Source organism: Cellulophaga omnivescoria (assembly GCF_001999725.1).
Lineage (GTDB): Bacteria > Bacteroidota > Bacteroidia > Flavobacteriales > Flavobacteriaceae > Cellulophaga > Cellulophaga omnivescoria.
The window spans coordinates 104898-130430 of sequence record NZ_MDDP01000043.1; the positions used below are offsets into that span (position 1 = coordinate 104898).

Sequence of the window (25533 nt, forward strand, 5' to 3'; positions counted from 1 at the left end):
AAATAAAAAATTGAAAAAGTACTATTGTTTAAGCTCTAAAACAGGACAATAACACTTTTTACTTTAACTCTTTGAAAATGGAAACAGTAAAAGAACAAAAGACAACATCAAAAAATAATAAAACCATAAAAATTAGTGGAGCAGAAGCTATTATACATTGTTTATTAGCAGAGGGTGTAGATTTAATTTATGGTTATCCGGGTGGAGCAATTATGCCTGTTTATGACGAATTATACAAGTTTCAAGATAAACTAACACACATTCTTACTCGTCATGAGCAAGGAGCAACACACGCTGCACAAGGTTACGCAAGAGTTTCTGGTAAAGTAGGTGTTGCTATGGCAACTTCTGGTCCGGGAGCAACAAATTTGGTTACAGGATTGGCAGATGCCCAAATAGATTCTACTCCTATGGTATGTATTACAGGCCAAGTTCCAAGACATTTATTAGGTACAGATGCTTTTCAGGAGACTGATATTATAGGAATTTCTACTCCTGTAACCAAATGGAATTACCAAGTTACCAGAGCAGAAGAAATCCCAGAGATATTAGCAAAAGCCTTTTACATTGCCAGGTCGGGTAGACCAGGACCAGTACTTGTAGATATTACCAAAAATGCACAGTTTGATGAGTTAGATTTTACTTATGAGGCTTGTACAGGTGTACGAAGTTATAATCCGTATCCTAAAGTAGATGTTAACCAACTTAAAGCTGCTGCAGATTTAATAAATTCAGCAAAAAAACCATTTATAGTATTTGGTCAAGGTGTAATTTTAGGAGAAGCAGAAGAGCAATTAAAGAAGGTTATAGAAAAAACCGGTATTCCGGCTGCTTGGACAATTTTAGGTGTTGCAGCTTTAGATAGTGAACACCCTTTAAATGTTGGTATGGTTGGTATGCACGGTAATTATGCGCCTAATGTTTTAACTAATGAGTGCGATGTTCTAATTGCTATTGGTATGCGTTTTGATGATCGAGTAACAGGTAATTTAGATAGCTATGCTAAACAGGCTAAAATTATACATTTTGATATAGATCCGGCAGAAATAAACAAAAATGTTCCTACGGATGTTGCTGTACTGGGTAATGCTAAAGAAAGTTTAGAGGCTCTAATTCCGCTATTAAATAATAATAAGCATACAGATTGGCACAATGTCTTCAAAGAAAAATATCAATTAGAGTATAGCACAGTTATAGAAAAAGATATTCATCCTACTAAAGAAAAATTAACAATGGGTGAGGTTATAGAGCAAATAAATGTTGCCTCTAATAACAGTGCCGTTATTGTTAGTGATGTTGGTCAGCACCAAATGATAGCTTGTAGATATGCTAAATTTAACCAGACAAAAAGTAATATTACTTCTGGTGGTTTGGGTACTATGGGCTTTGCTTTACCTGCGGCTATAGGTGCAAAAATGGGAGCAATGAATAGAGAAGTTGTTGCAATAATAGGAGATGGAGGTTACCAAATGACAATACAAGAGTTGGGCGTAATTTTTCAGCATAACGTACCTGTAAAAATTATTGTTTTAAATAATGATCATTTAGGTATGGTACGCCAGTGGCAAGAGTTATTTTTTGATAAAAGATATGCGTCTACAGTAATGGTAAACCCAGATTTTGTAAAAATAGCAGAAGGGTACCATATAAAATCTAAACGAGTAAGTGAGCGTAGTGAGTTAAAATCTACTATAGAAGAAATGTTAGCTTCTAAAGATCCTTATTTTTTAGAGGTTAAAGTAGAAAAAGAAGATAACGTTTTTCCTATGATTCCTTCGGGTGCTTCAGTATCAGAAGTTAGGTTAAAATAAGTTTAATTAAAAAATTCCAAAATAGCTTTTGTGTAAAGTAATATTGGGGCAATAAAAAAATGGAAAATAATTGGTATACCATATCGGTTTATTCAGAAAACAACGTAGGGTTGTTAAACAGAATATCGGGCATATTTTTAAAACGACATATTAATATTGAGGCTTTAAATGTTTCTAAATCAGAAATTAACAGTGTTTCTAAATTCACTATTGTTGTAAACACAACAGAAAAATGGGTGCAGAACATTGTTGGTCAAATTGAAAAACAAGTAGAAGTAATTAAGGCTTTTTATCATAACGATGAAGAAATTATTTATCAAGAATCTGCTTTATTTAAAATTAAGTCAGATTTATTATTTGATGAACGTAATATTCAAAACATAATTAAAGAAAACAACTCGCAAATTGTAACGGTGGCCAGAGATTTTTTTGTGATTTCTAAATCAGGAAAAAGAGAAGAAATAAATAAAATGCATGACCAGCTAGAACCTTACGGTATTATGCAATTTGTACGTTCTGGTAGAATTGCAGTGAGTAAAGCAGAAATGCGTATTAGTAGCTTATTAGAAGAATTTCAACATAATTAATTAATCATTCTCAGTTTAGATATTGAGAGAAAAAAGAGTACAGAAAATGTCAAATTATTTTAACACCTTATCATTAAGAGACAAATTAACCCAATTGGGTAAATGTAGATTTATGGATACTACAGAATTCTCTGATGGGGTAACAGCATTAAAAGGCAAAAAAATAGTAATTGTTGGCTGTGGAGCACAAGGTTTAAATCAGGGTTTAAATATGAGAGACTCTGGATTAGACATTTCTTATGCTTTGCGTGATGCTGCTATAAATGAAAAAAGAGCATCGTACAAAAACGCAACAGAAAATGGTTTTACTGTTGGTAATTATGAAGAATTAATACCAACGGCAGATTTAGTAATCAATCTTACACCAGACAAACAGCATACAAATGTTGTAAATACGGTAATGCCGTTAATGAAAAATGGTGCTACACTTTCATATTCTCACGGTTTTAATATTGTTGAAGAAGGCACCCAAGTGCGTAAAGATTTAACCGTAATAATGGTAGCTCCTAAGTCTCCAGGATCTGAGGTTCGTGAGGAGTATAAAAGAGGTTTTGGTGTGCCAACACTTATTGCTGTGCACCCAGAAAATGACCCAGAAGGTAAAGGTTTAGCACAAGCAAAAGCATATGCTGCTGCAACTGGAGGTCATAAGGCGGGTGTTTTAGAATCTTCTTTTGTAGCAGAAGTAAAGTCAGACCTTATGGGAGAACAAACTATTTTATGTGGTTTATTGCAAACAGGATCTATTCTTTGTTTTGATAAAATGGTTGAAGAAGGTATTGATGCTGGCTACGCATCTAAATTAATACAATACGGATGGGAAACTGTTACAGAAGGTCTTAAATATGGTGGAATTACTAATATGATGGATCGTTTGTCTAACCCAGCTAAAATAAAGGCTTTTGAATTGGCTGAAGAGCTAAAAGATATTATGCGTCCGTTATTCCAGAAACATATGGATGATATTATGGAAGGTGAGTTCTCTAAAACTATGATGGAAGACTGGGCTAACGGAGATAAAAACTTGCTAGATTGGCGCGCTGCTACAGGAGAAACTAATTTTGAAAAAACTCCTGCTGGTGATGTAGAAATTTCTGAGCAAGAATTTTATGATAATGGTGTGTTAATGGTTGCTATGGTTAGAGCAGGTGTAGAGCTTGCTTTTGAAGCAATGACAGAATCTGGTATTATTGCAGAATCTGCATATTACGAGTCGTTACATGAAACACCACTTATTGCCAATACAATTGCCCGTAAAAAGTTATTTGAAATGAACAGAGTAATTTCGGATACTGCAGAATATGGTTGTTATTTATTTGATCATGCTTGTAAGCCTTTATTAAAAGATTTTATGGCTAAAGTAGATACCTCTATTATTGGCAAACCATATGCTGCAAACGCAGGTAATGGTGTAGATAATGCTAAATTAATTGCTGTAAATAAAGCATTAAGAGAGCATCCGGTAGAAATTGTTGGAGCAAGATTAAGAGCATCTATGACTGCAATGAAACCTATAGTGTAAACCCAACTAAACTATTCTATAGCCTGTCTGGTTTTTTAGAAACTGGGCAGGTTTTTTTATTTTAACTAAAATGAATTATTTCCCAAATATAGAAGATATAAAAAATGCTGCACAAACCATAAGTGCAGTGGCAGATGTAACCCCTTTGTTAGAGAGTATCCGTTACTCTAAATTATTTAATACAAATATCCTTTTAAAAAGAGAAGATTTACACCGTGTTAGATCTTATAAAATTAGGGGAGCATTTAATAAAATTAGCTCTTTAAGTAATAAAGAAAGACAAAAAGGTGTTGTTTGTGCTAGTGCAGGCAATCACGCTCAAGGTGTAGCATTTGCGTGTAACCATTTAGGAATTAAAGGCACAATTTATATGCCATCGGTTACGCCAAAACAAAAGGTAGAGCAAACAGAAATGTTTGGTGGAGATTGGGTTACTATTGTTTTAGAAGGTGATACTTTTGACGATTCTTCTAAAGCTGCTCTTCAATTTTGTGAAGAACACCAAAAAGTTTTTGTACACCCTTTTAACGATCCAAAAACTATAGAGGGGCAAGCTACTGTTGGTTTAGAAGCCATTCATCAATCTAAAAAACCAATAGATTATATTTTTGTGGCTATTGGCGGTGGTGGTTTAGCTGCTGGTTTATGTGGTGTTTTTAAAGCGTTATCTCCTACTACTAAAATTATAGGAGTAGAGCCTGCTGGTGCACCATCTATGAAAACTAGTATAAAAAACGGAGTAAATACAGAACTAAAAGATATAGATAAATTTGTTGATGGTGCTGCAGTACAGCGCGTGGGCGATTTAACTTTTAATATTTGCAAGCAGTATTTAGACGATGTTATTACTGTGCCCGAAGGTAAAGTATGTCAAACTATTTTAGACTTGTACAACAGAGATGCTATTGTTGTAGAACCTGCGGGAGCTTTAACTATTGCAGCATTAGACCAATATGCAAAACAAATAGAAGGCAAAAATGTGGTTTGTGTTGTAAGCGGTAGTAATAATGATATTACAAGAACTGCAGAAATTAAAGAACGTGCTTTGTTATTTGCCAATTTAAAGCATTACTTTATAGTGCGTTTTCCGCAACGTCCTGGTGCTTTAAAAGAGTTTGTTGCAGAAATTTTAGGACCAACAGATGATATTACTCATTTTGAATATTCTAAAAAATCTAGTAAAGAAAATGCTCCTGCTGTAGTTGGTATAGAGTTAAAAAAACCTGAGGATTTAAAGCCATTAATTGCTAGAATGAAAGAAAATAATTTCTTTGGCGACTACTTAAATAATAAACCAGACCTGTTTCAATATTTAGTATAAAAAGACACATTTTACTAAATTTTTATTAAAAAATGAAATTGAAAACGTTTTCGTATTAAAAGCAATAAATATAATGGTTTATAACCTCTGTTTTAAGCGTAAGATTTAGTAAATTCACTATTCAAGATACTAGTAATAGTCTTTAAATTGATAAAAAATGAGTACAACAGTTATTCCTGAAGAATATAAAATAACCGAGTTAATAGAACAAAAAGAATACTTGGTTGGTGGTGATCTTAAAAAATGGAGCGGACCAACTACAGAAGTATTTTCTACAATATCATCTACAGAAGAATACAAACCTACATTATTAGGTAGTATTCCAGATATGGGAGAAGAAGAAGCTTTAGATGCATTAAATGCTGCTTTAAAGGCGTATGATCAAGGTCAAGGTGCTTGGCCAACTATGCGTGTTAAAGAGCGTATAGATTGTATGGAGAAGTTTGTAGAAAAAATGATTACTAAGCGTGATGAAGTTGTAAAACTTTTAATGTGGGAAATTGGTAAGTCTTTACCAGATTCTGAAAAGGAATTTGACCGTACAGTAATATATATTAAAGACACTATTGAAGACTATAAACAGTTAGATAGGGATGCGGCTAAGTTTCAAAAACACGATGGTGTTTATGCCCATATACGTAGAGGTCCTTTAGGTGTTGTACTTTGTTTAGGGCCTTACAATTACCCGTTAAACGAAACTTTTGCATTACTTATTCCTGCAATAATAATGGGGAATACTACAATATTTAAACCTGCTAAACACGGTGTTTTATTAATTACTCCTTTGTTAGAGGCTTTTCAATCATCTTTCCCAAATGGTGTTGTAAATATTATTTTTGGTAGAGGTAGAGCTGTAGCTAGTCCTATTATGAAAACAGGTAAAGTAGATGTACTTGCTTTAATTGGTAATAGTAAATCTGCAAATGCTTTACAAGACCAACACCCAAAAAGTAACAGATTGCGTTTGGTTTTAGGTTTAGAAGCTAAAAATCCTGCAATTATTTTACCAGATGCAGATTTAGATTTAACTATAGATGAATGTATTGCTGGTACATTATCTTTTAACGGTCAGCGTTGTACAGCTCTTAAAGTTGTATATGTACATGAAAGTATTGCAGATGAGTTTAACAAACGTTTTGCTAAACGTGTAGACGAACTTAAATTTGGTAACCCTTGGGATAACGGAGCAAAACTTACACCATTACCAGAGCCTAATAAACCTGCATATATACAAGAACTTATAGATGATGCTAAAGCAAAAGGGGCATCAATTTTAAATAAAAAAGGAGGCGAAACTACAGATAATTACATATGGCCAGCAGTTTTATACCCTGTTTCTAAAGATATGCGTGTGTACCAAGAGGAGCAATTTGGACCAGTAGTGCCTGTTGTTTCTTTTAGTAATATTGAAGAACCTTTAGATGATATGGCTGCGTCTAATTACGGACAGCAAGTAAGTTTATTTGGTAAAGATGTATACACATTAGCTCCGTTAATAGATACTTTGGTAAACTTGGTATGTAGGGTTAACTTAAATAGCTCTTGCCAAAGAGGTCCAGATGTTTACCCTTTTACCGGCCGTAAAGACTCTGCACAAGCAACTTTAAGTGTACATGATGCTTTACGTTCTTTCTCTGTACGTACGTTTGTAGCGTCTAAAGACAATGATATTAATAATGAAATTATAGAACAATTGTTAGAGACTAGATTGTCTAACTTTATTAGCACAGATTATATTTTATAATACCTATAGTTTTAAGTTATATAAAAATCCTCTCAATTAATTTTGAGAGGATTTTTTTTCACAGTTTTCTAATATTTCTTTAGCTCTTTCTAAACCACTATACGGGTAAAATTTAATGGTTTGTTCTTCTTTTTTAAATAATTCTATAGCTTTTTTTACATCTTTACAAAACGGTTCTAGTGGTTGTCCAAAGAACTTTGCTGCTCCCATATCCCATTCTGCTTTACCTAAAACTACTCTTGGGTTATTTGGTGCAATTGCTAATGCTTTGTTATAAATAGCTACGTTTTTACCAGATAATGTCATTCCGTATTTTTGTCCATCAAAAGCAATATATGCTGTGTTTAGTAACGCATATGACATTAATATTTCTGGGTTATTTTCAGATAATTTGTCAGCAGCATCTAATAACGTTTTTGCTTTGTTTAGTTTAGCAGTTAGTTCTGCTTCATCTTTTATGTCAAAAGCACTTATAATTTCTACGGTAGCTGCATAATATGGCGGTAACCAATTGTCTTTTTCTACACTAGAAATACGCTCAAACATTTGCACTGCTTTTGCACTCTCGTTATTTTTCCATAGCTCAAAAGCTTTGGTCATTCCTTTTTCATACTGTGTTTGTGCACTTAAACTTGTTACACATATAAAGGCTAATAATATGGCAATCTTTTTCATTTTTTTAAGGTTTTATATTGTTATTTATTTCTTTGTTCAAATATCATAACCTTTGGCTAGTTATGCATTTTTATGTTACTCAGCTGTAGTTTTAAGTAGCTGAAATGTATATTTATAAATTGTCTAACTGGTTATCTTTTTTATTATCACTAATGGTCCAAAAGAAACCAACAAAAAAGAAACGGTCAGCAGCTGGTTTAATAGTTCTGCTTTCAAAAATGCCGTTGGTATTTGCTTGGTTTTTAAATTGATAGCCGTTTACATTTTGAGTACCAAATACATTGCTAACAGAAAAATAAAGTATTTTTTGTGGACTAATTAAGTATGCCCAATTGGCATTTACAGCATTGTAATTTTTTGCTTTACTATTTAAAAAACCACTTTTATTTGGGTCTGTATAGTTACGCCCAGAAGCAAAATTATAGCTTAATCCAACCTGACTTTTTAAATCGCTAATAAAATGTTTTAGAACTACTGAAGCGTTGTGTTGCGATGCAAAACTAGGTGTAGCTCTGGTCGGATAATTTTTATAGTCTCGTTCCGTATCTAAATACGAATAAGACACCCAGTATTCTGTATTTTTAATAGTTTTATTATCTCTCCAAAATATATCTAAACCCTTAGCAAAACCACCACCATTATTGCTATAGTTTGCTGTTGGTAGTGGTTGCTCTGTGTTGTATTTAACAAGCTTGTTATAATCTTTGTAATAAGCTTCAGCCCTAAATATTTGCTTGTTTTTTACATATTGATAATTGGCAATTAAATGTGATGTATTTTCTGCAGAAAAATTGGTGTTAAATTTTAAATATTCATTTTTAGGGTTTTGGTAAAATTGCCCATATGCTAATGATACCTGAGAATTAGCACCAGATTTATATGCTACAGAAGCTCTAGGTGAGGCGGTAAATTCATTTAATAAACTAGAATACTCGCCGCGTAAACCTATGTTCGCTGCCAGTTTTTTAGAGAAGAAAATATTTGCTTCTGCAAAAGATGCAGTTATATTGTTATTAAACGTATAATTATAAGTATCCTCATTTAATGCAGTATAGTCTTCATTAAAACTTGTAATAAAATATTCTGCTCCAAAATTTAAACGAAATCTGCTGTTGTAAAATTTACTTAACTTTAATTTTAAATGAGCAGCGTTTTCTGTGTCTTGTACACTATCGTCTATAATATCTAAATCAGAATAATCATTGGCATAAGACAAGCCAGTTTGTATGCTCCAATCATTTTTTAAAAAGTCTTTATAGGATGCATTAAAATATAAATTTCTATTTTTCATACCAAAACGTATACCTTCTTGCATGTTTATATCTTGTTGTGTTACATCAAAATTTACAGTGCTAAATGCTCCATATAGCTTAAGTAAACCATTAGTATTAATTTTATGTCTGTATACAGCTTCACCACCAAAAGACTGTACCGGTTTATGCCATTCATTATTGTCTGGGTAAAGCTCTTGGTACGGTTGTAAGTTTATGTATGATGCATTTATACTAAGTGAATTTTTTTTCCACTTTTGTGTATTTCCTATACCTAAACCAACAGTCATTAAAGATATGTCTGTACGTTCTTCCTCTGGCTCATCAATACTATTTAAAAGTAAAACACTAGATAATGCTTGTCCGTATTCTGCCGAATAACCACCAGTAGAAAAAGTAATACCTTTAAATAAAAAAGTAGATAGTCTACCTCTTGTAGGTATACTATTTGCTGTAGGTGAGTATGGACTAAATACGCGCATGCCATCTACAAAAATTTGTGTCTCTTCGGCATCACCACCGCGTACAAACAAGCGTCCATCTTCTGCAACGTTAGAGGTGCCTGGTAAGGTTTGTAAAGCTCCAACAAAATCACCCATAGCGCCAGCTGTAGTAACAACATCTAACGGTTTTAATGCTGTAACTTTTGCATTTTCACCTGCTTTAAAAGCGCCTGCGTTAACAATTACAGCATCTAAAGTATTTACATCTTCTTTAAGTTTTATTGTTAAATTTTGTAAATTTTTAACCAAGTTAGTTGTACTATAAGTTTCAAAAGAAATAAAGGATACTATTAAAGTTTGTTCTCCTGTTTCTTCAGTGGTAAATGTAAATGTTCCATTGTCTATAGTTGCAGTACCATCATAAGTACCATCTAAATACACATTGGCACCACTAATAGGCGCTCCTTTTTTATCTGTTACAATACCACTTATGGTTGTTTGTGCAAATAAAGAACAAGTTGTAAGCACAAAGAGTAAAAAAAATAGTTGTTTCATTTTAAAAAAAGTTTAAATGTTTTTTGTTGATTGATGAAGCAAATGTCTATTAGTGAGAGTTATTCTGACAAAAAGAAATACCCAATTGTAGAATTTTACAGACCAGTTGTTTTTTATATATTAATTAACATAAATGTGTTAATACTGCATACAAGATTGGGTAGTATTCTAGTTACCTTTGTTTGCTTATTTCATCTAAAAAGAGCTATCTAGCTACTATAGAAAGACCTAGAAAAAAATGAGCACGAAAAAAATGAACAAAAAGGCGTTAATAGCTTTAGCAATAGGCGGTTTTGGCATAGGAATGACGGAGTTTGTTATTATGGGAATTTTGCCAGATGTAGCAAATGCACTACACATAACAATACCAGAGGCTGGTCATTTTATTGCTATTTATGCATTAGGTGTTGTTGTTGGCGCACCAATACTCTCTAGTCTTGGCAGTAAGTGGCCGTCTCATAAAATGTTATTAGGTTTAATGCTGTGGTTTACAGTTTTTAATACACTGTCTGCTTTTGCAGATAATTATACGTCGTTACTAATTTTTAGGTTTTTATCTGGCTTACCACACGGTGCTTTTTTTGGCATAGGGGCTGTTGTAGCAGGTAAATTGGCTGCCCCTGGTAAAGAACCTCAAGCAATGGCAATTATGTTTGCGGGGCTAACTATAGCTAATGTTATTGGTGTACCAATAGGTACATATTTTGGACATCATTTTAGTTGGAATGTAGCTTTTATGATGGTAGGTGTTGTAGGTATATTGGCAATGGTAACCGTTTATTTTTGGATGCCCACGCTACAACCTGCTTCTAAGGTAAGCATTAAAGAAGATTTTAAGATTTTTAAAAGAGTAGAACTTTGGGTTTTAATACTACTTACGACCATAGGTACAGGTGGCTTTTTTGCTTGGTACAGTTATATAGCACCGTTAATAACTGATGTTACTAAATACCCAGAGTATATGATTGGCTATGCTATGATTTTAGCTGGTTTAGGTATGGTAGCTGGTAATTTTTTGGGAGCAAAACTAACAGAAAAGCTATCCCCAATGCGAGCTGTAATTACAAGCTTAGGCTTAATGGCAACTGTTTTAATAATTAATGCATTAGTGGCTGCTAGTCCGGTTTTAGTTTTAATACTTACATTTATTATTGGCGCAATTTCTTTTAGTGTGGTAACACCTTTACAAATGGCAATTATTAATGCCTCTAAAGGATCAGAAATGTTAGGTTCGTCTATGAACCAAAGTGCATTTAATATGGGTAACGCTTCTGGTGCGTTTTTAGCAGGCTTACCTATTGCAATGGGATATAGTGTGGTATCTTCTAGTTATTTAGGGGCTGTGTTAGCTAGTACAGGAGTATTAATGGCTGTAGGAATTGTAATTAGTAGAAGACAAAAAAGAAAATCATAGATCAGTAATGATCAACACCTAAATAATTTTAGTTTGCTTGCCTTACTTTTTATTTCTAGTTTAGTTTGATATAATACTAACTTATGATATTCAAACACTATTGCTATTTCTTTTTGTTTCTTTTATTAGTTACATCTTGTAAAGACCAAAACAAAGAGGAAATAGATTATTCTGCAATTGAAGAAGCAGTAATTTATGATGATTCAATTGATGAAATAGTTATAGAGTTAAACACAATTGAAGAAAAGGAAGAAGGGAAAGTTGAAGTTGCTGAAAATGAAGATTATATAACAAATGTAGAAATACCTGAAGAAATAGTTGAGAATGTAGCTTCTGATGAAGCAACACTAACTAAACAAACTAACGGGCCTTACAAATATCCTGTTTTTACGGCGCCAACATATTCAAATAGGGAAATAGATTATTACTCTATATTAGAAATTCCTAAACCTAGAGGAGAGGGTGTTTTAGGCTACGTATCTGATCCTGATGGTTATATTTCTGCTATTTACGAAGAAGAAATTAATAAAGTATTATTTGAGTTAGAAAGGAATACATCTGCAGAAGTTGCCATTGTTGTTGTTAAAAGTATAGGTGATGAAATACCTAAAAAATTTGCGACAAAACTTTTTAATAAATGGGGAATTGGCAAAGCTGATAAAGACAACGGCTTGCTAATTTTAACGGTAATAGACCAGCGTAGAACCGAGTTTGAGACGGGTTATGGCTTAGAGGCTGTATTAACAGATAATATTTGTTACAGAATTGGTACAGATGAAATTGTTCCGTTTTTTAAAGAAGGTAATTATGGAGAGGGACTTTTAAAGGCGGTAGACAGGGTTAAAGAATTTTTAGAAAATCCAGATGCTATAGATTACATATATTCTAATGATATTACCTATGAAGTAGATAATGGCGATTCTGCATTTTTATTATTTATAGACGACATACTAGCAATAAACAAATGGGTTCTTTTTTCAGTACTATATGTATTTTTCTTAATTTTTCTTACCATTTATTATTCTCTTAAAATTAAATTTATAGATGCATCTAAAGAAGATTATTATGATAAATATAATAGTCTTAAAAAAGTTGAAATAGGATGTTTTGCGTTCTTATTTCCTTTTCCGTTATGGGGAATAAACGAAACTATAAAGACAAGGTTAAAGCAGTATAGGTACGACCCAAGATTTAGTAAGGTAAATGGTAAACCTTTAATTTTATTAGATTCTAAGAAAGAAAGAGATTTTTTAAAAGAAGGTGAAATAGTAGAAGAAAATATAAATTCTGTAGATTATGATGTTTGGGTAACAGAAGATAAAAGTGATATTTTAATATTGAAATATGATGGTAATTCTAGTAGAAAATACTCAAAATGTTACCAATGTAATTATAAGACTAAAGGAAAAACAAGGTCTGTAGTTACTAAAAGGCCAACTTATGATAGAGAAGGAGAGCGTGTAGACTATTACGAATGTAAAAATTGTAATGATAAAACATCTAACATAGCTATTTTAGCTAAATTGGTAAGAGAAAGCTCTAGTTCATCAAGCAGTTCTAGTTCCTCAAGTAGTAGTTATTCTTCATCATCTTCTTCCTCTTCATCATCTTCAAGCTTTGGCGGTGGTAGATCTGGTGGTGGTGGTAGCGGAGTTAGCTGGTAATAAATAAAATAAAAGCCTCTAATAATACATTTAGAGGCTTTTAAACTACTATATAATTGTACTAAGATTATACGTTTTTAGCTAACCAATCTCCAACTTCACTGGTTTTGTATGCTTTTGCTCCTTCAGATAAATCTTCAGTAACAATACCTTCGGCTAAAGATTTGTTTACAACATCTCTTATAGCTTGTGCTTCTTCAACCAATTTAAAATCTTCAAATAACATTGCGGCAGATAAAACTGTTGCTAAAGGGTTTGCAATATCTTTACCAGCTGCTTGCGGATATGATCCGTGTATAGGTTCATATAACTTTGCTTTTTCACCTACAGATGCAGATGGCATTAATCCCATAGAGCCAGATATAACAGAAGCTTCATCAGTTAAAATATCACCAAAAAGATTTTCAGTAATCATAACATCATAAGAGTTTGGCCATTGTACCAAACGCATTGCCACAGCATCTACAAACTCATAAGAAACTTCTACCTCTGGGTATTCTTTTTCCATTGCTTGTACAGTTTCTCTCCATAATCTAGAAGATTCTAAAACATTTGCTTTATCTACGCAACAAAGCTTTTTAGAACGCGTCATAGCCAATTCAAATCCTTTTTTAGCCAAACGTTGTACTTCTGCTCTTGTGTATGTACAAGTATCAAAAGCAGTATCGCCATTGTCTTTACGTCCGCGTTCTCCAAAATAAATTCCGCCCGTAAGTTCTCTTAAAATAATAAGATCTGTACCTTCTATACGCTCTCTTTTTAAGGGAGATTTATCTATTAAAGAAGGAAATGTAAATGTTGGTCTAACATTAGCAAACAAACCTAATTTTTGTCTCATTTTAAGCAAACCTTGTTCTGGTCTTACTTTGGCAGATGGGTCATTGTCAAACCTAGGATGACCAATAGCACCAAACAAGACAGCATCTGCAGCTTCGCAAATAGCATGTGTTTCATCTGGGTAAGGTTCTCCAACTGCGTCAATGGCTGCAGCACCCGTTAATGCTGGTGTCCAATTAATTTCATGATTAAACTTCTTTGCAATAGCATTAGATACTTTTACTGCTTGGTCTATTACTTCTGGACCAATACCGTCTCCTGCTAATAGTGCTATATTTAATTTCATAAGTATATTTTTCTCTTTAATTTATTATTTTAATTCTGCTAAATAATGTTCAACATTTTTTCTGTTGCTTTTATTGCCGATACAGTTTGGTCTGAATCTAAACCTCGTGTTTTAAATTCATTTTCTCCATTTTGCCATGTAATAATGGTTTCACAAAGTGCGTCAGAATTACTGCCAGGTGGTATACGCACAGCATAATCTATTAATTTAGGAAGCTGAATTTTTTTAGTTTTAAAAATTTTGGTAACTGCATTCATAAAAGCATCAAATTGTCCGTCTCCCTGCGCATTTTCTTCAAACAATTCATTTTCTATTTCTACGGCAACCGTTGTGCTTGGTTTTAAGCCCTTAGAATGGGTAAGCACATAGCTTTTTACAATAACTTTATCTTGGTAACTATCACTATCAAGAACATCAGAAATTATATAAGGTAAATCCTCTTTAGTTACTTTTTCCTTTTTATCACCCAACTCAATAATTCGTTGTGTAACTTTTCCTAAATCATCATCATTTAGTGTAAGACCTAGCTCTTGTAAGTTTTTTAAAATATTAGCCTTGCCAGATGTTTTTCCTAAGGCATATTGTCTTTTTCTACCAAAACGCTCAGGAAGCAAATCATTAAAATAAAGATTCTTTTTGCTATCGCCATCTGCATGAATACCTGCGGTTTGTGTAAACACATTTTCGCCAACAATAGGTTTGTTTGCAGGAATACCAAAACCAGTAAATGTAGATACTAGTCTGCTTACCTTGTATAAAGATGTTTCTTTTAAATCAATTTCTACATCAGGTAAAAAATCATTAATTACCGCAACAACACTTGCCATTGGTGCGTTACCGGCACGTTCTCCCATACCGTTAATGGTTAGGTGTAAACCGTGACAACCAGCTTTAATAGCCTCCATTACGTTAGCAACACTTAAATCATAATCGTTATGACCGTGAAAATCAAAATGAAGGTTTGGGTATTTTTTTACCAGTTCTGAGATGTACGTAAATGTTTCAGTGTGTGTTAGTACACCTAATGTGTCTGGTAATAAAACTCTTTTTATAGGTTGATGAGATAAAAAATCTAAAAACTGATACACATATGCTTTAGAATTTCGCATACCGTTGCTCCAATCTTCTAAATATACATTTGTTTCTATTTGATGATTTTGAGCAAGAAGAATAGTTTCTTTAATTTCTTTAAAGTGCTGTTCTGGTGTTTTTTTTAACTGATGAGTTAAATGATTTAAAGATCCTTTGGTTAATAAGTTTTGCACTTTAGCACCAGCATCTTGCATCCATTTAATAGATACACCTTTATCTACAAAAGTTAAAACCTCTACATTGTTAATGTAGTTGTGTACAGTTGCCCAACTTGTAATTTGTTGTACAGCTTGCAGTTCACCATCAGACACACGTGCAGATGCAACTTCAATCCTATCAACCTTTAACTCTTCTAATAATAATTTAGCAAGAGTTAATTTTTCAGAAACAGAAAAGGACACTCCAGAGGTTTGTTCACCATCACGGAGTGTGGTATCCATTATTTCAATCTTTCTTTTCATTATAGTATTGGCGGGTTATTCTGGTACGTATTAAATTACAAAGGAGTATTTTCAGCAAAAGCTGTAATTTCTTCTTTCATATTTAACAGGTAGTCAATATCATCAAAACCATTAAGCATATTTTCTTTTTTATACGCATTAATGTCAAAAGATTCTTTGTCGCCAGTATTAACAATAGTAATTGTTTGTTCTTGTAAATTTACCTCTACTTGTGAGTCAGCGTCTTTTTCTGTCTCTGCAAATATTTTTTCTAAAAATTCAGGAGAAACCTGTACAGGTAATACACCAACGTTTAAACAGTTGTTTCTAAAAATATCTGCAAAAAAACTAGATACTACACATCTAAAACCATAGTCATATACAGCCCAAGCTGCGTGCTCACGAGAAGAACCAGAACCAAAGTTTTTACCACCAACTAGTATTTTACCAGAGTATTTATCTTGGTTTAAAACAAAATCTTTTTTAGGAGAATTGTCCGCATTGTAGCGCCAATCTCTAAATAAATTATCTCCAAAATCTTTACGTTCTGTAGCTTTTAAAAATCTTGCTGGTATAATTTGGTCGGTATCAACGTTTTCTATTGGTAGCGGAACAACACTACTTTTTAGGATATTAAATTTATCGTATGCCATTTTAAATTTAGTTTTTATCAATAGCTATTGGCCATTGTAATATTTTAAATATTGTTTTTAAGCTTTAAATTGAGAGTTAAACTATATAATCTCATACGGTTTATAGCAATTCTCTAGGGTCTGTAACCTTACCTGTTACTGCAGCAGCGGCAGCTACTAAAGGGGAAGCTAACAATGTTCTAGATCCAGGACCTTGCCTACCTTCAAAATTTCTGTTAGATGTACTTACGGCATATTTACCAGCTGGTACTTTATCATCATTCATAGCTAAACACGCAGAACAACCAGGTTCTCTTAACTCAAAACCAGCAGCTGTTAAAATATCTAATAAACCTTCTTCTTTAATAGCTGCTTCTACTTTATGCGAGCCCGGCACCAACCACGCAGTTACATTTGGCGCTTTTTGCTTGCCTTTTACAATTTCTGTAAAAGCTCTAAAATCTTCAATTCTTCCGTTAGTACAGCTTCCTAAAAACACAAAGTCAATTGGCTTACCAATCATAGAATCTCCTTCATTAAAAGCCATATATTGTAAAGACTTTTTATAGGTAGATACACCACCCTCTAAACTCTCTGCAGTTGGTATATCTTTGCCAATACCCATTCCCATACCAGGATTAGTACCATAGGTAATCATAGGTTCTATATCTGCTCCTTTAAAAGTAAGTTCTTTATCAAATGTAGCGTCTTCTTCTGTGTATAAAGTATCCCAGTATGCTTTTGCTTTATCCCAAGCAGCACCAGTTGGTGTAAACTCTCTTCCTTTAACGTATTCTAATGTTTTTTCGTCAGGAGCAATCATACCTCCACGGGCACCCATTTCTATACTAAGGTTACAAACCGTCATACGGCCTTCCATAGTCATATTTTTAAATACATCACCTGCGTATTCTACAAAGTAGCCTGTAGCACCAGATGTGGTAAGTTGAGATATAATGTATAAAGCAACGTCTTTAGGTGTTACCCCTTTATTTAGGTTACCCACAACGTTAATACGCATACTTTTTGGTTTAGGTTGCATAATACATTGTGTAGCTAAAACCATTTCTACCTCAGATGTTCCAATACCAAATGCAATAGCGCCAAAGGCACCGTGTGTAGACGTGTGTGAGTCTCCACAAACAATAGTGGCTCCTGGTTGTGTAATACCATATTCTGGACCAACAACGTGTACAATACCGTTTTTTTCATGACCTAATCCCCAATAACTAATACCGTGAGCTTTAGAGTTTTCTTCTAATGCTTTTAATTGGTTAGCAGATAAAGGATCTTTAACGGGTAAGTGCTGATTAATAGTTGGTGTGTTATGATCCGCAGTAGCAAATGTTTTTTCTGGGTGTTTTACGCCAATATTTCTACTTTTTAATCCTAAAAAAGCAACCGGACTAGTAACTTCATGTACCATATGGCGATCTATAAAAAGAACATCTGGTCCGTTTTCTATTTTTCTTACTACGTGGGAATCCCACACCTTGTCAAACAGTGTTTTCATGTATTATTTATTTTCATCTTAGTTTAGCAAAAGAATAGGGTAGTTTTACTCTAATCTTGTTTTACAAACCGTGTAAAACCTCTAACTCTCAAAAATAAAGAATACCATAAATTAATTGTTAAAAGATGATTTTAAATTACGATGTTCAACTTATGTAGGTCCATATGTTTTTATGCTTTACAAGTTGCGCGTAAGCTTGTGAAACCACGTTATTATTGGGGTGGCTAAGGCTAGGGTCTTCTTTTAAAATTTTAATAGCATAATGCCTAGCTGTTTGTAAAATGTCATTATCTTTTACAATATCTGCTATTTTAAGATTTAAAACTCCACTTTGTTGTGTACCCATAATGTCTCCTGGACCGCGTAGTTTTAAATCTACCTCTGCAATTTCAAAACCATCATTGGTGCGTACCATAGTTTCTAGTCTTGTTTTTGCGTCTTCAGATAGTTTATGACCAGTCATTAAAATGCAATAACTTTGGTCTGCACCTCTACCAACTCTGCCACGCAATTGGTGTAATTGAGATAGGCCAAAACGTTCTGCACTTTCTATAATCATTACAGATGCATTGGGTACGTTTACACCAACCTCTATAACAGTTGTGGCAACCATAATTTGAGTTTCTCCTTTAATAAAGCGTTGCATTTCAAACTCTTTATCATCTGGTTTCATTTGCCCGTGTACAATAGATATTTGGTATTTTGGAGCCGGAAAATCTCTAGCAATACTCTCATAACCATCCATTAAATCTTTATAATCTAAAGCTTCAGATTCTTTTATTAATGGATATACTACATACACTTGTCTTCCTATATTTATTTCATCTTTTAAAAATCTAAAAACTTTTAAACGGTTTGCATCAAACCTATGCACAGTTTTTATTGGTTTACGTCCTGGTGGTAGTTCATCTATTACAGAAATGTCTAAATCACCATACAAACTCATAGCTAATGTTCTAGGGATTGGTGTGGCCGTCATTACCAAAATATGAGGAGGCATTGTGTTTTTACGCCATAATTTTGCGCGTTGCGCTACTCCAAATCTATGTTGCTCATCTATAATTGCTAGTCCTAAATTTTTATACTGTACTTTGTCTTCTAAAAGTGCGTGAGTGCCAATTAAAATGTGTAAGTCGCCACTCTCTAGTTCTTCATGTATAATTCTTCGGGCCGATTTTTTTACAGAACCTGTTAGTAAAGATACTTTAATATTTAAACCTTGTAACAACTCCGTTATTCCGTTGTAATGTTGCGTGGCTAAAATTTCTGTAGGTGCCATTAAACACGCCTGAAAACCATTGTCTAAAGCCAATAACATTGTCATTAATGCCACAATGGTTTTACCAGAGCCAACGTCTCCTTGTAAAAGTCTATTCATTTGTGCGTTACTACCCAAATCTGCCCTAATTTCTTTTACAACACGTTTTTGAGCATTGGTAAGCTCAAAAGGTAAATAATTATTATAAAAGTCACTAAAATAGGTGCCAACAGCGTTAAAAGGAAAGCCTTTAATTTTATTTTTACGCACCATTTTTTTAGCAATAAGTTGTAATTGTATATAAAACAACTCTTCAAACTTTAGCCTAAATTGTGCTTTTGCTAAATCTTGCTGACTTTTAGGGAAGTGTATATTCAGTAACGCATCACTTTTACTTATTAATTTTAAATCTTTTAATACACTAGCAGGTAAAGTTTCTACAAACTGTACTTTTGTATCTATAAATAACTGCTGTAAAAGTTTGCTTGTTACTTTATTTGTAATGCCTTTGTTAGTTAGTTTTTCTGATGAAGGGTATATAGGCTGCATGCTAACTTTAAGCCCCTTTTTGTGGTCTTCTAATAATTCCATTTCTGGGTGAGGCATAGAAAATGTACCATTAAACCAATTTGTTTTGCCATAAATTACATAAGGCACATTTAGTTTAATATTTTCTTTAATCCATTTTTGGCCTCTAAACCAAACTAGTTCCATTTTACCTGTATCATCTACAAAAGTGGCAACTAGCCTTTTTCCTCTTTTTTGTTCTACAGCTTTTAAATGTATAATTTTACCAATTACTTGTACCTCTGCACTGTTGCGCTGTAACTGACTAATTTTATAGTATTGGGTTTTATCCAGATACCTGTTAGGAAAAAGATTAAGTAAATCCTGATAGGTATATACACCCAACTCACTCTGTAGGGTTTGGGCTCTACTTGGCCCAACACCTTTTAGGTATGCAATAGGAGTTTGTAAATAATTAGGATTCATAGGACTAAAATAAACCGAATCTGAACAACCACAAAAGATGAAAATGCTTATTTTGGTTGAAAATTAAAAAGATGATTTTTTTTAGATACTTTATACTGTTTTTAATTTGTATGCAATGCTTTGTTTTACAGGCACAAGAACAACAAAATGTAGATTTTTTAACTGCAAATATAGATGTACAACCAAATGAGCAATCTAAAAAAATTAGCGGTACTGTAACATATACTTTTAATGTGTTAGCTACTATAGATTCTGTTTTTTTAGATGCCAAAAAAATGGACTTTACAACAGTGTTACTTAACAATAAGCGTGTAAAATATAAGGTAGATGAAAATAGAATTACCATTTATAAAAAGCTAAAAAAGGGTAAAAAATATAATTTAAAACTTACTTATCAAGCACAACCAAAACAGACACTGTATTTTGTAGGTTGGAATAAAAAAGATGATAAAAACAATCAAATTTGGACACAAGGTCAAGGGAAATATACAAGCCATTGGCTACCAAGTTTTGATGATATGAATGAGAAAGTTATTTTTAACTTAACTATTACTTTTAATAAAAATTACCAAGTTATAGCTAACGGTAAGTTAAAAACAACTAGTGTAAAGGATAACTTAAAGGAATGGGAATTTAGGATGAAAAATCCAATGTCTAGTTATTTGTTAGCCTTTGCAATTGGTAATTACAGCGTACATAAAGAAGTCTCTGCTTCTGGTGTGCCTTTAGAGTTGTATTACTACCCAAAAGATTCAGCAAAAGTAGAAACCACTTATAAATACAGTAAAGCTATTTTTAATTTTTTAGAGGCAGAAATTGGTGTTGCTTATCCTTGGCAAGTGTACAAACAAATACCTGTGCGCGATTTTTTATATGCTGGTATGGAAAACACAACAACTACTATTTTTTCTGATGCTTATGTGGTAGATTCTCTGGCGTATAATGATACCAACTATGTAAATGTAAATGCCCATGAATTAGCCCATCAATGGTTTGGAGATTTAGTTACTGAGGTTAGTAGTAATCATCATTGGTTACATGAAGGTTTTGCAACTTACTATGCCTATTTAGCAGAAAAAGAAGTATTGGGAGAAGAGCACTTTAATTGGAAACTGTTTGCTACAGCTTTACAACTAGATAAGGTTAATCAAAAAAATAAAGGAGAAGCCTTAACAAATCCTAAGGCCAGTAGTTTAACCTTTTATGAAAAAGGTGCTTGGGCTTTACACGCATTAGTAGATTTAGTTGGTAAAAATGCTTTTAAAGAAGGAGTAAAAAACTATTTAGAAAAGCATAAATACAAAAATGTTACTGTAGCAGATTTTTTATTTAGTATAGAACAGGCAAGTGGTATTAATTTACAAGACTATAATTCTACTTGGTTAACAGCAAAAAACTTTCCAACAAATAAGGCAAAGGAAATTTTAAAAAAATCATCATCATCTATAACTACTTTTTATAAATTACAGAAAGAGCTTACCGTTAGTAAAGAGCTAAATAGTGTAATTATAGATAGGTATTGGAACAAGGCAACATCAAATCAATTAAAAAAATACATTGTAGAATTTTATTCTAAATCCCTATCAAATGCTGTTAAAAACGGTATTTTAAAGTCTAATGATGTTAAATTAAGGCAAAAATTACTCTTAAATACGCAAAAATTTACTTTAGAAGATATTGCCTATTTTGAATCTTTTTTAACGGATAAAAGTTATACTACTGTAGAAAATGCACTCTATAAGCTTTGGATTTACAATCCAGACAAGCGTGCAGTTTATTTAGAAGAAACCAAAGATATATTGGGCTTTTCTAATAAAAATGTGAGATTGCTTTGGCTTTCTCTCGCTATTATGACCAAAGAGTATAATGTAGCTTTAAAAAATGATTATTTAAAAGAATTAAGAAGTTATACAAGTGAAAAAGAGTATTTTGAAACTAGGCAGTTGGCTTTTTCTTATTTAAACGATTTATTTTATTTAGATGAAACTAATTTAGTAGATTTAATACACGCAACCAACCACCCTGTTTGGCAATTTAAAAGTTATGCAAGGAACTTGGTTAATGATATTTTAGAAAAGAAAGAGTATAAAAAAATGCTTTTAAAACTAGAGCCACAAGTATCTAAAGAAGATTTTAAATACATTAAAAGTAGATTGTAATTATGCGCGCAATGGTAATTTCTGGAGGAGGTAGTAAAGGCGCTTTTGCAGGAGGTGTTGCACAGTATTTATTGCAAGATGCTAAGCACAAATACCATATGTTTATTGGCACCTCTACAGGTAGCTTGCTTATTTCTCATTTAGCTTTGCAAAAAATTGAAAAAATTAAGAAAATTTATACATCCGTAAATCAAGATGATATTTTTAGCTCTTGCCCTTATACTATAACTAAAAAACAAGGTATAGAGACTATTGCAATTAATCATTTTAAAGTGTTAAAAAACTTATTACGAGGTAGTAAAACTTTTGGAGAGAGTTATCACCTTTTAAATCTGATAAAAAACTCTATTACGGAGCAAGAGTTTCTTCAACTTAAAAAAAATAATACAGAGATTGTAGTTACTGTAGCCAATTTGTCTTTAAATAAAGTAGAGTATAAATCTATTAAAAACTGTACTTATAATGAGTTTTGTGAATGGGTTTGGATATCTTGTAACTATACGCCTTTTATGAGCTTAGTTAAAAAAAATGGATGCGAATATGCAGATGGAGGACTAGGTAGTATGGTACCAATTGAAGAGGCTATAAAAAGAGGCGCAACAGTTGTAGATGCTATTATTTTACAAACAGAAACCAATTTATTTAATAGAATGCCATCTAAAAATGCTTTTTCATTATTAACTAATATGTTTGCTTTTATGGCAGATAGAATAGAGCAACAAAACATACGTATAGGTAAGTTTGTAGCCAACCATAACAATGCAATTATTAACTTTTATTATACTCCTACAGTTTTAACTACAAATTCTCTTATTTTTGAAGAGAAAAAAATGACCACTTGGTGGAGTAGTGGTTATAATTTTGCAAAAAACAAGAATACAGAAACCAACCATATAGATATAGAATGAGAGCATTAGTAATTAGTGGCGGCGGTAGTAAAGGTGCATTTGCTGGTGGAGTTGCTCAGTATTTAATGGAAATTGAAAATAGAGATTATGATATTCTTGTGGGAACATCTACAGGTAGTTTGTTAATTTCTCATTTAGCATTAAACAATGTTGGCTTATTGTATGATTTGTATACAAATGTAAACCAACGTAAAATTTTTAGTTTAAATCCTTTTGTGGTTAAACGAAAAGGAGATAGGGAGTTTGTTTCTATTAATTATTTTAATGTTTTATTACAGTTTATAAAGCGCAAAAGAACATTTGGAGAAAGTAGATCTTTGCGTTCTACTATAAAAAAGAACTTTACAATATCAGACTTTAGACAAATAATAGAAAACACGTCTAAAGATGTTGTGGTAACTGTCTCTAATTTATCAAAAAATAGAGTAGAGTATAAGTCTATTAGAGATTTTACTTATGAAGAATTTTGCGATTGGGTGTGGATTTCCTGTAACTATATACCTTTTATGTCTTTAGTAAAAAAAGATGGTTATGAGTACGGTGATGGTGGCTTGGGTTGTGTTTTACCTATTAGAGAAGCAATAGAACGTGGAGCTACAGAGGTAGATGCCATTATTTTAGAATCAGAAAAAATGGAACATAACAAAGTATTGGGGAAAAATCCGTTTTCTTTAATGCTTAGTATTTATGGGTTTGTTTTAGATCAAATAGAATATCATGATATCTCTGAAGGGGTTATTTATGCCAAACACAAAGGCGTTAAATTAAACTTGTATTATACTCCAACAAAACTAACAGAAAACTCTTTGGTTTTTAACAAAAAACTAATGGCGCAATGGTGGGAGCAAGGGTTTAGTTATGCAGAAAAAAAAGCAGCAAAATTAAAAGTTAGCATTCCTAACTCTAAATAATAAACAATTGTTGTTATAAAAAAAAGACTGCTTTTAAAAGCAGTCTTTAGTATAAGTTAAAACGGATATAAGTTTACCAAAGTTCACTAATTTCCTTTTTAATGTAGCTTAATGCTGTAGCAGATGGAGATGCCTTATCCATTGTATCATTTAAAATATCTTCACGTAATTTATCTGCAGAATCTGCTTCACTCATAGCGGCTTTGCGTATGGTTTGTATTGTAGCGCTTTTAGCCGTTTTAATAATATTCCAGCTTTCATCAGACAAATATATTTGTTGAGACAAGTTGTGGTCAAACTCTTTTTCAATATTCTTTATTAATAAAGTTTCATATGCATTTTTATCATTACCAACAGGAGCAACACGTACTACTAAACTAGGTATAGATATACGCTCTAAAAATAAAGCCATACGCTCATAAGCTTGTAATCTGGTAGGTATGGTATTTTTTTGAGAATCTTTATGTAATAAAAAACGTCTTCTGCCTTCCTCATTTTTAGTATGCATTTTAAAAAAATAAAAAGCTACCATACCAGTTACTACACTTGGTAATAAATAGGCAAACATTTGTAATATTATTTCTGTTGTCATTGCGCGTTATATTTAAAGTTTGATTACGGTTGTAAAACGCACAATTTGCATAAAAATTATATGAATATTAAATATCAACAAACATCACATTAGTTAATACTTTTCATATGCTCTCTAACTCGCAAATAAAAGTTAGCATAGTCTGTATGTATTTTAAACAAAACAGTATTGTTATTCTGTGTAGTACTTTCTAAGCTAATACGCTCTGTAATAACATTAAACTTACTAACTAGGTTATTTTGTAATGCAGATAAGCTAGGGCTTGTACTAGTTATAGTTAATTTAGAGTCTATATTTAACTCTAGTATTTTAGATATTTTTTCAAGAAAAGCTTCTCCTGTAGCGCTTACTTTTGTTTTAGTAGCATCTAATATATTTTGCTCTGTCTCTGTAATAACAACTTCACCATTGGTTACTGCAATTTTAGCATTTTCGCCTAAAGACTGTTTAGCGTTTGTTAATATAACAATAGCAGTAGAATCGTTTTTACTAAAATAGTCTTCAATAATGGACAGTTGAGATTCCTTAGCCTTTAAAGCTTCTAAAGTTCTTGCCATATTTTTAGAATTTTGACTAGATACTTGCGTAAAGTTTTTAAGGTTGGTTAATAATGATTTATTTGCGTTTTGTAATTCTGTAGCTTGGTTTTTATACAAATCTGCTTCAGCCACACTTACTTTAGCAACTTTGTTTGCTTCTGCTAAGGCTATATTTGTTTGCGCAATACTATCTTTTAGTGCATCTATTTGTGCAATTAAATCGCTCTTTTTTTGTGAAACAGATACAATTGTAAAACATAAAAGTAGTAGGGTAGATAGGGTATTTTTTTTCATAAAAAGTATAAGATTTAAGAGACAAATTTAAACATTTAATTTAGCTTACAAATTATATTTTATAAGTTACAT

Annotated in this window: 19 protein-coding genes; 10 read left to right on the plus strand and 9 right to left on the minus strand. The window is 32.5% G+C overall.

Going from position 1 to position 25533, the window contains the following annotated elements; all coding sequences use genetic code 11:
• Window positions 1-77: 77 nt before the first annotated feature.
• The 5 genes from ilvB (at window position 78) to BFJ87_RS13650 (ending at window position 6985) form a co-directional block, all read left to right on the plus strand.
• Window positions 78-1811, plus strand: a complete 1734-nt coding sequence (gene ilvB / locus BFJ87_RS13630) for a biosynthetic-type acetolactate synthase large subunit (RefSeq protein ID WP_077405671.1) — start codon at window positions 78-80, stop codon at window positions 1809-1811.
• Window positions 1812-1870: 59 nt separating this feature from the next.
• The gene (ilvN, locus tag BFJ87_RS13635; RefSeq protein WP_077405673.1) at window positions 1871-2398 is read left to right on the plus strand and encodes an acetolactate synthase small subunit; all 528 of its coding nucleotides are present in this window, start codon (window positions 1871-1873) and stop codon (window positions 2396-2398) included.
• A 46-nt stretch (window positions 2399-2444) separates the two neighbouring features.
• Entirely contained in the window at window positions 2445-3920 is a 1476-nt protein-coding gene (ilvC, locus tag BFJ87_RS13640) for a ketol-acid reductoisomerase (protein WP_077405675.1), read from the plus strand.
• Window positions 3921-3990: 70 nt separating this feature from the next.
• Window positions 3991-5241, plus strand: a complete 1251-nt coding sequence (gene ilvA / locus BFJ87_RS13645; RefSeq protein WP_077405678.1) for a threonine ammonia-lyase IlvA — start codon at window positions 3991-3993, stop codon at window positions 5239-5241.
• Between the two features lie 157 nt (window positions 5242-5398).
• A complete protein-coding gene (locus BFJ87_RS13650; RefSeq protein ID WP_077405681.1) occupies window positions 5399-6985 on the plus strand; it encodes an NADP-dependent glyceraldehyde-3-phosphate dehydrogenase in 1587 nt (528 codons plus the stop codon).
• Window positions 6986-7021: 36 nt separating this feature from the next.
• Here BFJ87_RS13650 and BFJ87_RS13655 read toward each other — a convergent pair whose 3' ends face one another.
• Together BFJ87_RS13655 and BFJ87_RS13660 are read right to left on the minus strand one after the other, a co-directional pair.
• The gene (locus tag BFJ87_RS13655; protein ID WP_077405684.1) at window positions 7022-7660 is read right to left on the minus strand and encodes a hypothetical protein; all 639 of its coding nucleotides are present in this window, start codon (window positions 7658-7660) and stop codon (window positions 7022-7024) included.
• A 112-nt stretch (window positions 7661-7772) separates the two neighbouring features.
• Window positions 7773-9929, minus strand: a complete 2157-nt coding sequence (locus BFJ87_RS13660) for a TonB-dependent receptor (protein WP_077405687.1) — start codon at window positions 9927-9929, stop codon at window positions 7773-7775.
• A gap of 238 nt (window positions 9930-10167) precedes the next feature.
• On the opposite strand from BFJ87_RS13660, the gene BFJ87_RS13665 reads away from it, so the two are divergent.
• Both BFJ87_RS13665 and BFJ87_RS13670 read left to right on the plus strand, forming a co-directional pair.
• Window positions 10168-11343, plus strand: coding sequence for an MFS transporter (locus BFJ87_RS13665; protein WP_077405690.1), 1176 nt, complete (start codon window positions 10168-10170; stop codon window positions 11341-11343).
• Between the two features lie 83 nt (window positions 11344-11426).
• On the plus strand, window positions 11427-13007 hold the full coding sequence (locus BFJ87_RS13670; RefSeq protein WP_077405693.1) for a TPM domain-containing protein: 1581 nt from the start codon (window positions 11427-11429) through the stop codon (window positions 13005-13007).
• Between the two features lie 67 nt (window positions 13008-13074).
• Here the strand turns inward: BFJ87_RS13670 and leuB are convergent, their stop codons facing one another.
• The 5 genes from leuB to recG all read right to left on the minus strand — a co-directional run bounded on the left by leuB (window position 13075) and on the right by recG (window position 20058).
• On the minus strand, window positions 13075-14130 hold the full coding sequence (leuB, locus tag BFJ87_RS13675) for a 3-isopropylmalate dehydrogenase (protein ID WP_077405696.1): 1056 nt from the start codon (window positions 14128-14130) through the stop codon (window positions 13075-13077).
• Window positions 14131-14168: 38 nt separating this feature from the next.
• A complete protein-coding gene (locus BFJ87_RS13680; RefSeq protein WP_077405699.1) occupies window positions 14169-15686 on the minus strand; it encodes an alpha-isopropylmalate synthase regulatory domain-containing protein in 1518 nt (505 codons plus the stop codon).
• Window positions 15687-15718: 32 nt separating this feature from the next.
• Window positions 15719-16315 (minus strand): 3-isopropylmalate dehydratase small subunit, encoded by a 597-nt coding sequence (leuD, locus tag BFJ87_RS13685; RefSeq protein WP_077405702.1) that lies wholly within the window; start codon window positions 16313-16315, stop codon window positions 15719-15721.
• 100 nt (window positions 16316-16415) lie between these two features.
• Entirely contained in the window at window positions 16416-17807 is a 1392-nt protein-coding gene (gene leuC / locus BFJ87_RS13690) for a 3-isopropylmalate dehydratase large subunit (RefSeq protein WP_077405705.1), read from the minus strand.
• Window positions 17808-17952: 145 nt separating this feature from the next.
• Complete coding sequence (gene recG, locus BFJ87_RS13695) at window positions 17953-20058, minus strand: ATP-dependent DNA helicase RecG (protein WP_077405708.1); 2106 nt, start codon at window positions 20056-20058, stop codon at window positions 17953-17955.
• A gap of 110 nt (window positions 20059-20168) precedes the next feature.
• On the opposite strand from recG, the gene BFJ87_RS13700 reads away from it, so the two are divergent.
• Genes BFJ87_RS13700 through BFJ87_RS13710 form a run of 3 tightly spaced genes read left to right on the plus strand, consistent with a single transcriptional unit; the run spans window position 20169 to window position 24036 of the window.
• The gene (locus BFJ87_RS13700; protein ID WP_245799638.1) at window positions 20169-22217 is read left to right on the plus strand and encodes a M1 family metallopeptidase; all 2049 of its coding nucleotides are present in this window, start codon (window positions 20169-20171) and stop codon (window positions 22215-22217) included.
• Between the two features lie 2 nt (window positions 22218-22219).
• Window positions 22220-23125 (plus strand): patatin-like phospholipase family protein, encoded by a 906-nt coding sequence (locus BFJ87_RS13705; protein ID WP_077405715.1) that lies wholly within the window; start codon window positions 22220-22222, stop codon window positions 23123-23125.
• On the plus strand, window positions 23122-24036 hold the full coding sequence (locus BFJ87_RS13710) for a patatin-like phospholipase family protein (protein ID WP_077405717.1): 915 nt from the start codon (window positions 23122-23124) through the stop codon (window positions 24034-24036). The genes BFJ87_RS13705 and BFJ87_RS13710 overlap by 4 nt, the downstream gene beginning before the upstream one ends.
• Window positions 24037-24109: 73 nt before the next feature.
• On the opposite strand, the gene BFJ87_RS13715 is transcribed toward BFJ87_RS13710, so the two are convergent.
• A complete protein-coding gene (locus BFJ87_RS13715) occupies window positions 24110-24628 on the minus strand; it encodes a DUF7935 family protein (protein ID WP_013622324.1) in 519 nt (172 codons plus the stop codon).
• An 89-nt stretch (window positions 24629-24717) separates the two neighbouring features.
• Window positions 24718-25461, minus strand: coding sequence for a hypothetical protein (locus BFJ87_RS13720; protein WP_077405720.1), 744 nt, complete (start codon window positions 25459-25461; stop codon window positions 24718-24720).
• Window positions 25462-25533 lie beyond the last annotated feature (72 nt).

Excerpts from the sequence above, each read along its gene's own strand:
- ilvB (WP_077405671.1), top strand. The coding sequence starts at position 78 with ATGGAAACAGTAAAAGAACAAAAGACAACATCAAAAAATAATAAAACC.
- ilvN (WP_077405673.1), top strand. The coding sequence starts at position 1,871 with ATGGAAAATAATTGGTATACCATATCGGTTTATTCAGAAAACAACGTA.
- ilvC (WP_077405675.1), top strand. The coding sequence starts at position 2,445 with ATGTCAAATTATTTTAACACCTTATCATTAAGAGACAAATTAACCCAA.
- ilvA (WP_077405678.1), top strand. The coding sequence starts at position 3,991 with ATGAATTATTTCCCAAATATAGAAGATATAAAAAATGCTGCACAAACC.
- BFJ87_RS13650 (WP_077405681.1), top strand. The coding sequence starts at position 5,399 with ATGAGTACAACAGTTATTCCTGAAGAATATAAAATAACCGAGTTAATA.
- BFJ87_RS13655 (WP_077405684.1), bottom strand. The coding sequence starts at position 7,660 with ATGAAAAAGATTGCCATATTATTAGCCTTTATATGTGTAACAAGTTTA.
- BFJ87_RS13660 (WP_077405687.1), bottom strand. The coding sequence starts at position 9,929 with ATGAAACAACTATTTTTTTTACTCTTTGTGCTTACAACTTGTTCTTTA.
- BFJ87_RS13665 (WP_077405690.1), top strand. The coding sequence starts at position 10,168 with ATGAGCACGAAAAAAATGAACAAAAAGGCGTTAATAGCTTTAGCAATA.
- BFJ87_RS13670 (WP_077405693.1), top strand. The coding sequence starts at position 11,427 with ATGATATTCAAACACTATTGCTATTTCTTTTTGTTTCTTTTATTAGTT.
- leuB (WP_077405696.1), bottom strand. The coding sequence starts at position 14,130 with ATGAAATTAAATATAGCACTATTAGCAGGAGACGGTATTGGTCCAGAA.
- leuD (WP_077405702.1), bottom strand. The coding sequence starts at position 16,315 with ATGGCATACGATAAATTTAATATCCTAAAAAGTAGTGTTGTTCCGCTA.
- leuC (WP_077405705.1), bottom strand. The coding sequence starts at position 17,807 with ATGAAAACACTGTTTGACAAGGTGTGGGATTCCCACGTAGTAAGAAAA.
- recG (WP_077405708.1), bottom strand. The coding sequence starts at position 20,058 with ATGAATCCTAATTATTTACAAACTCCTATTGCATACCTAAAAGGTGTT.
- BFJ87_RS13700 (WP_245799638.1), top strand. The coding sequence starts at position 20,169 with ATGCAATGCTTTGTTTTACAGGCACAAGAACAACAAAATGTAGATTTT.
- BFJ87_RS13705 (WP_077405715.1), top strand. The coding sequence starts at position 22,220 with ATGCGCGCAATGGTAATTTCTGGAGGAGGTAGTAAAGGCGCTTTTGCA.
- BFJ87_RS13710 (WP_077405717.1), top strand. The coding sequence starts at position 23,122 with ATGAGAGCATTAGTAATTAGTGGCGGCGGTAGTAAAGGTGCATTTGCT.
- BFJ87_RS13715 (WP_013622324.1), bottom strand. The coding sequence starts at position 24,628 with ATGACAACAGAAATAATATTACAAATGTTTGCCTATTTATTACCAAGT.
- BFJ87_RS13720 (WP_077405720.1), bottom strand. The coding sequence starts at position 25,461 with ATGAAAAAAAATACCCTATCTACCCTACTACTTTTATGTTTTACAATT.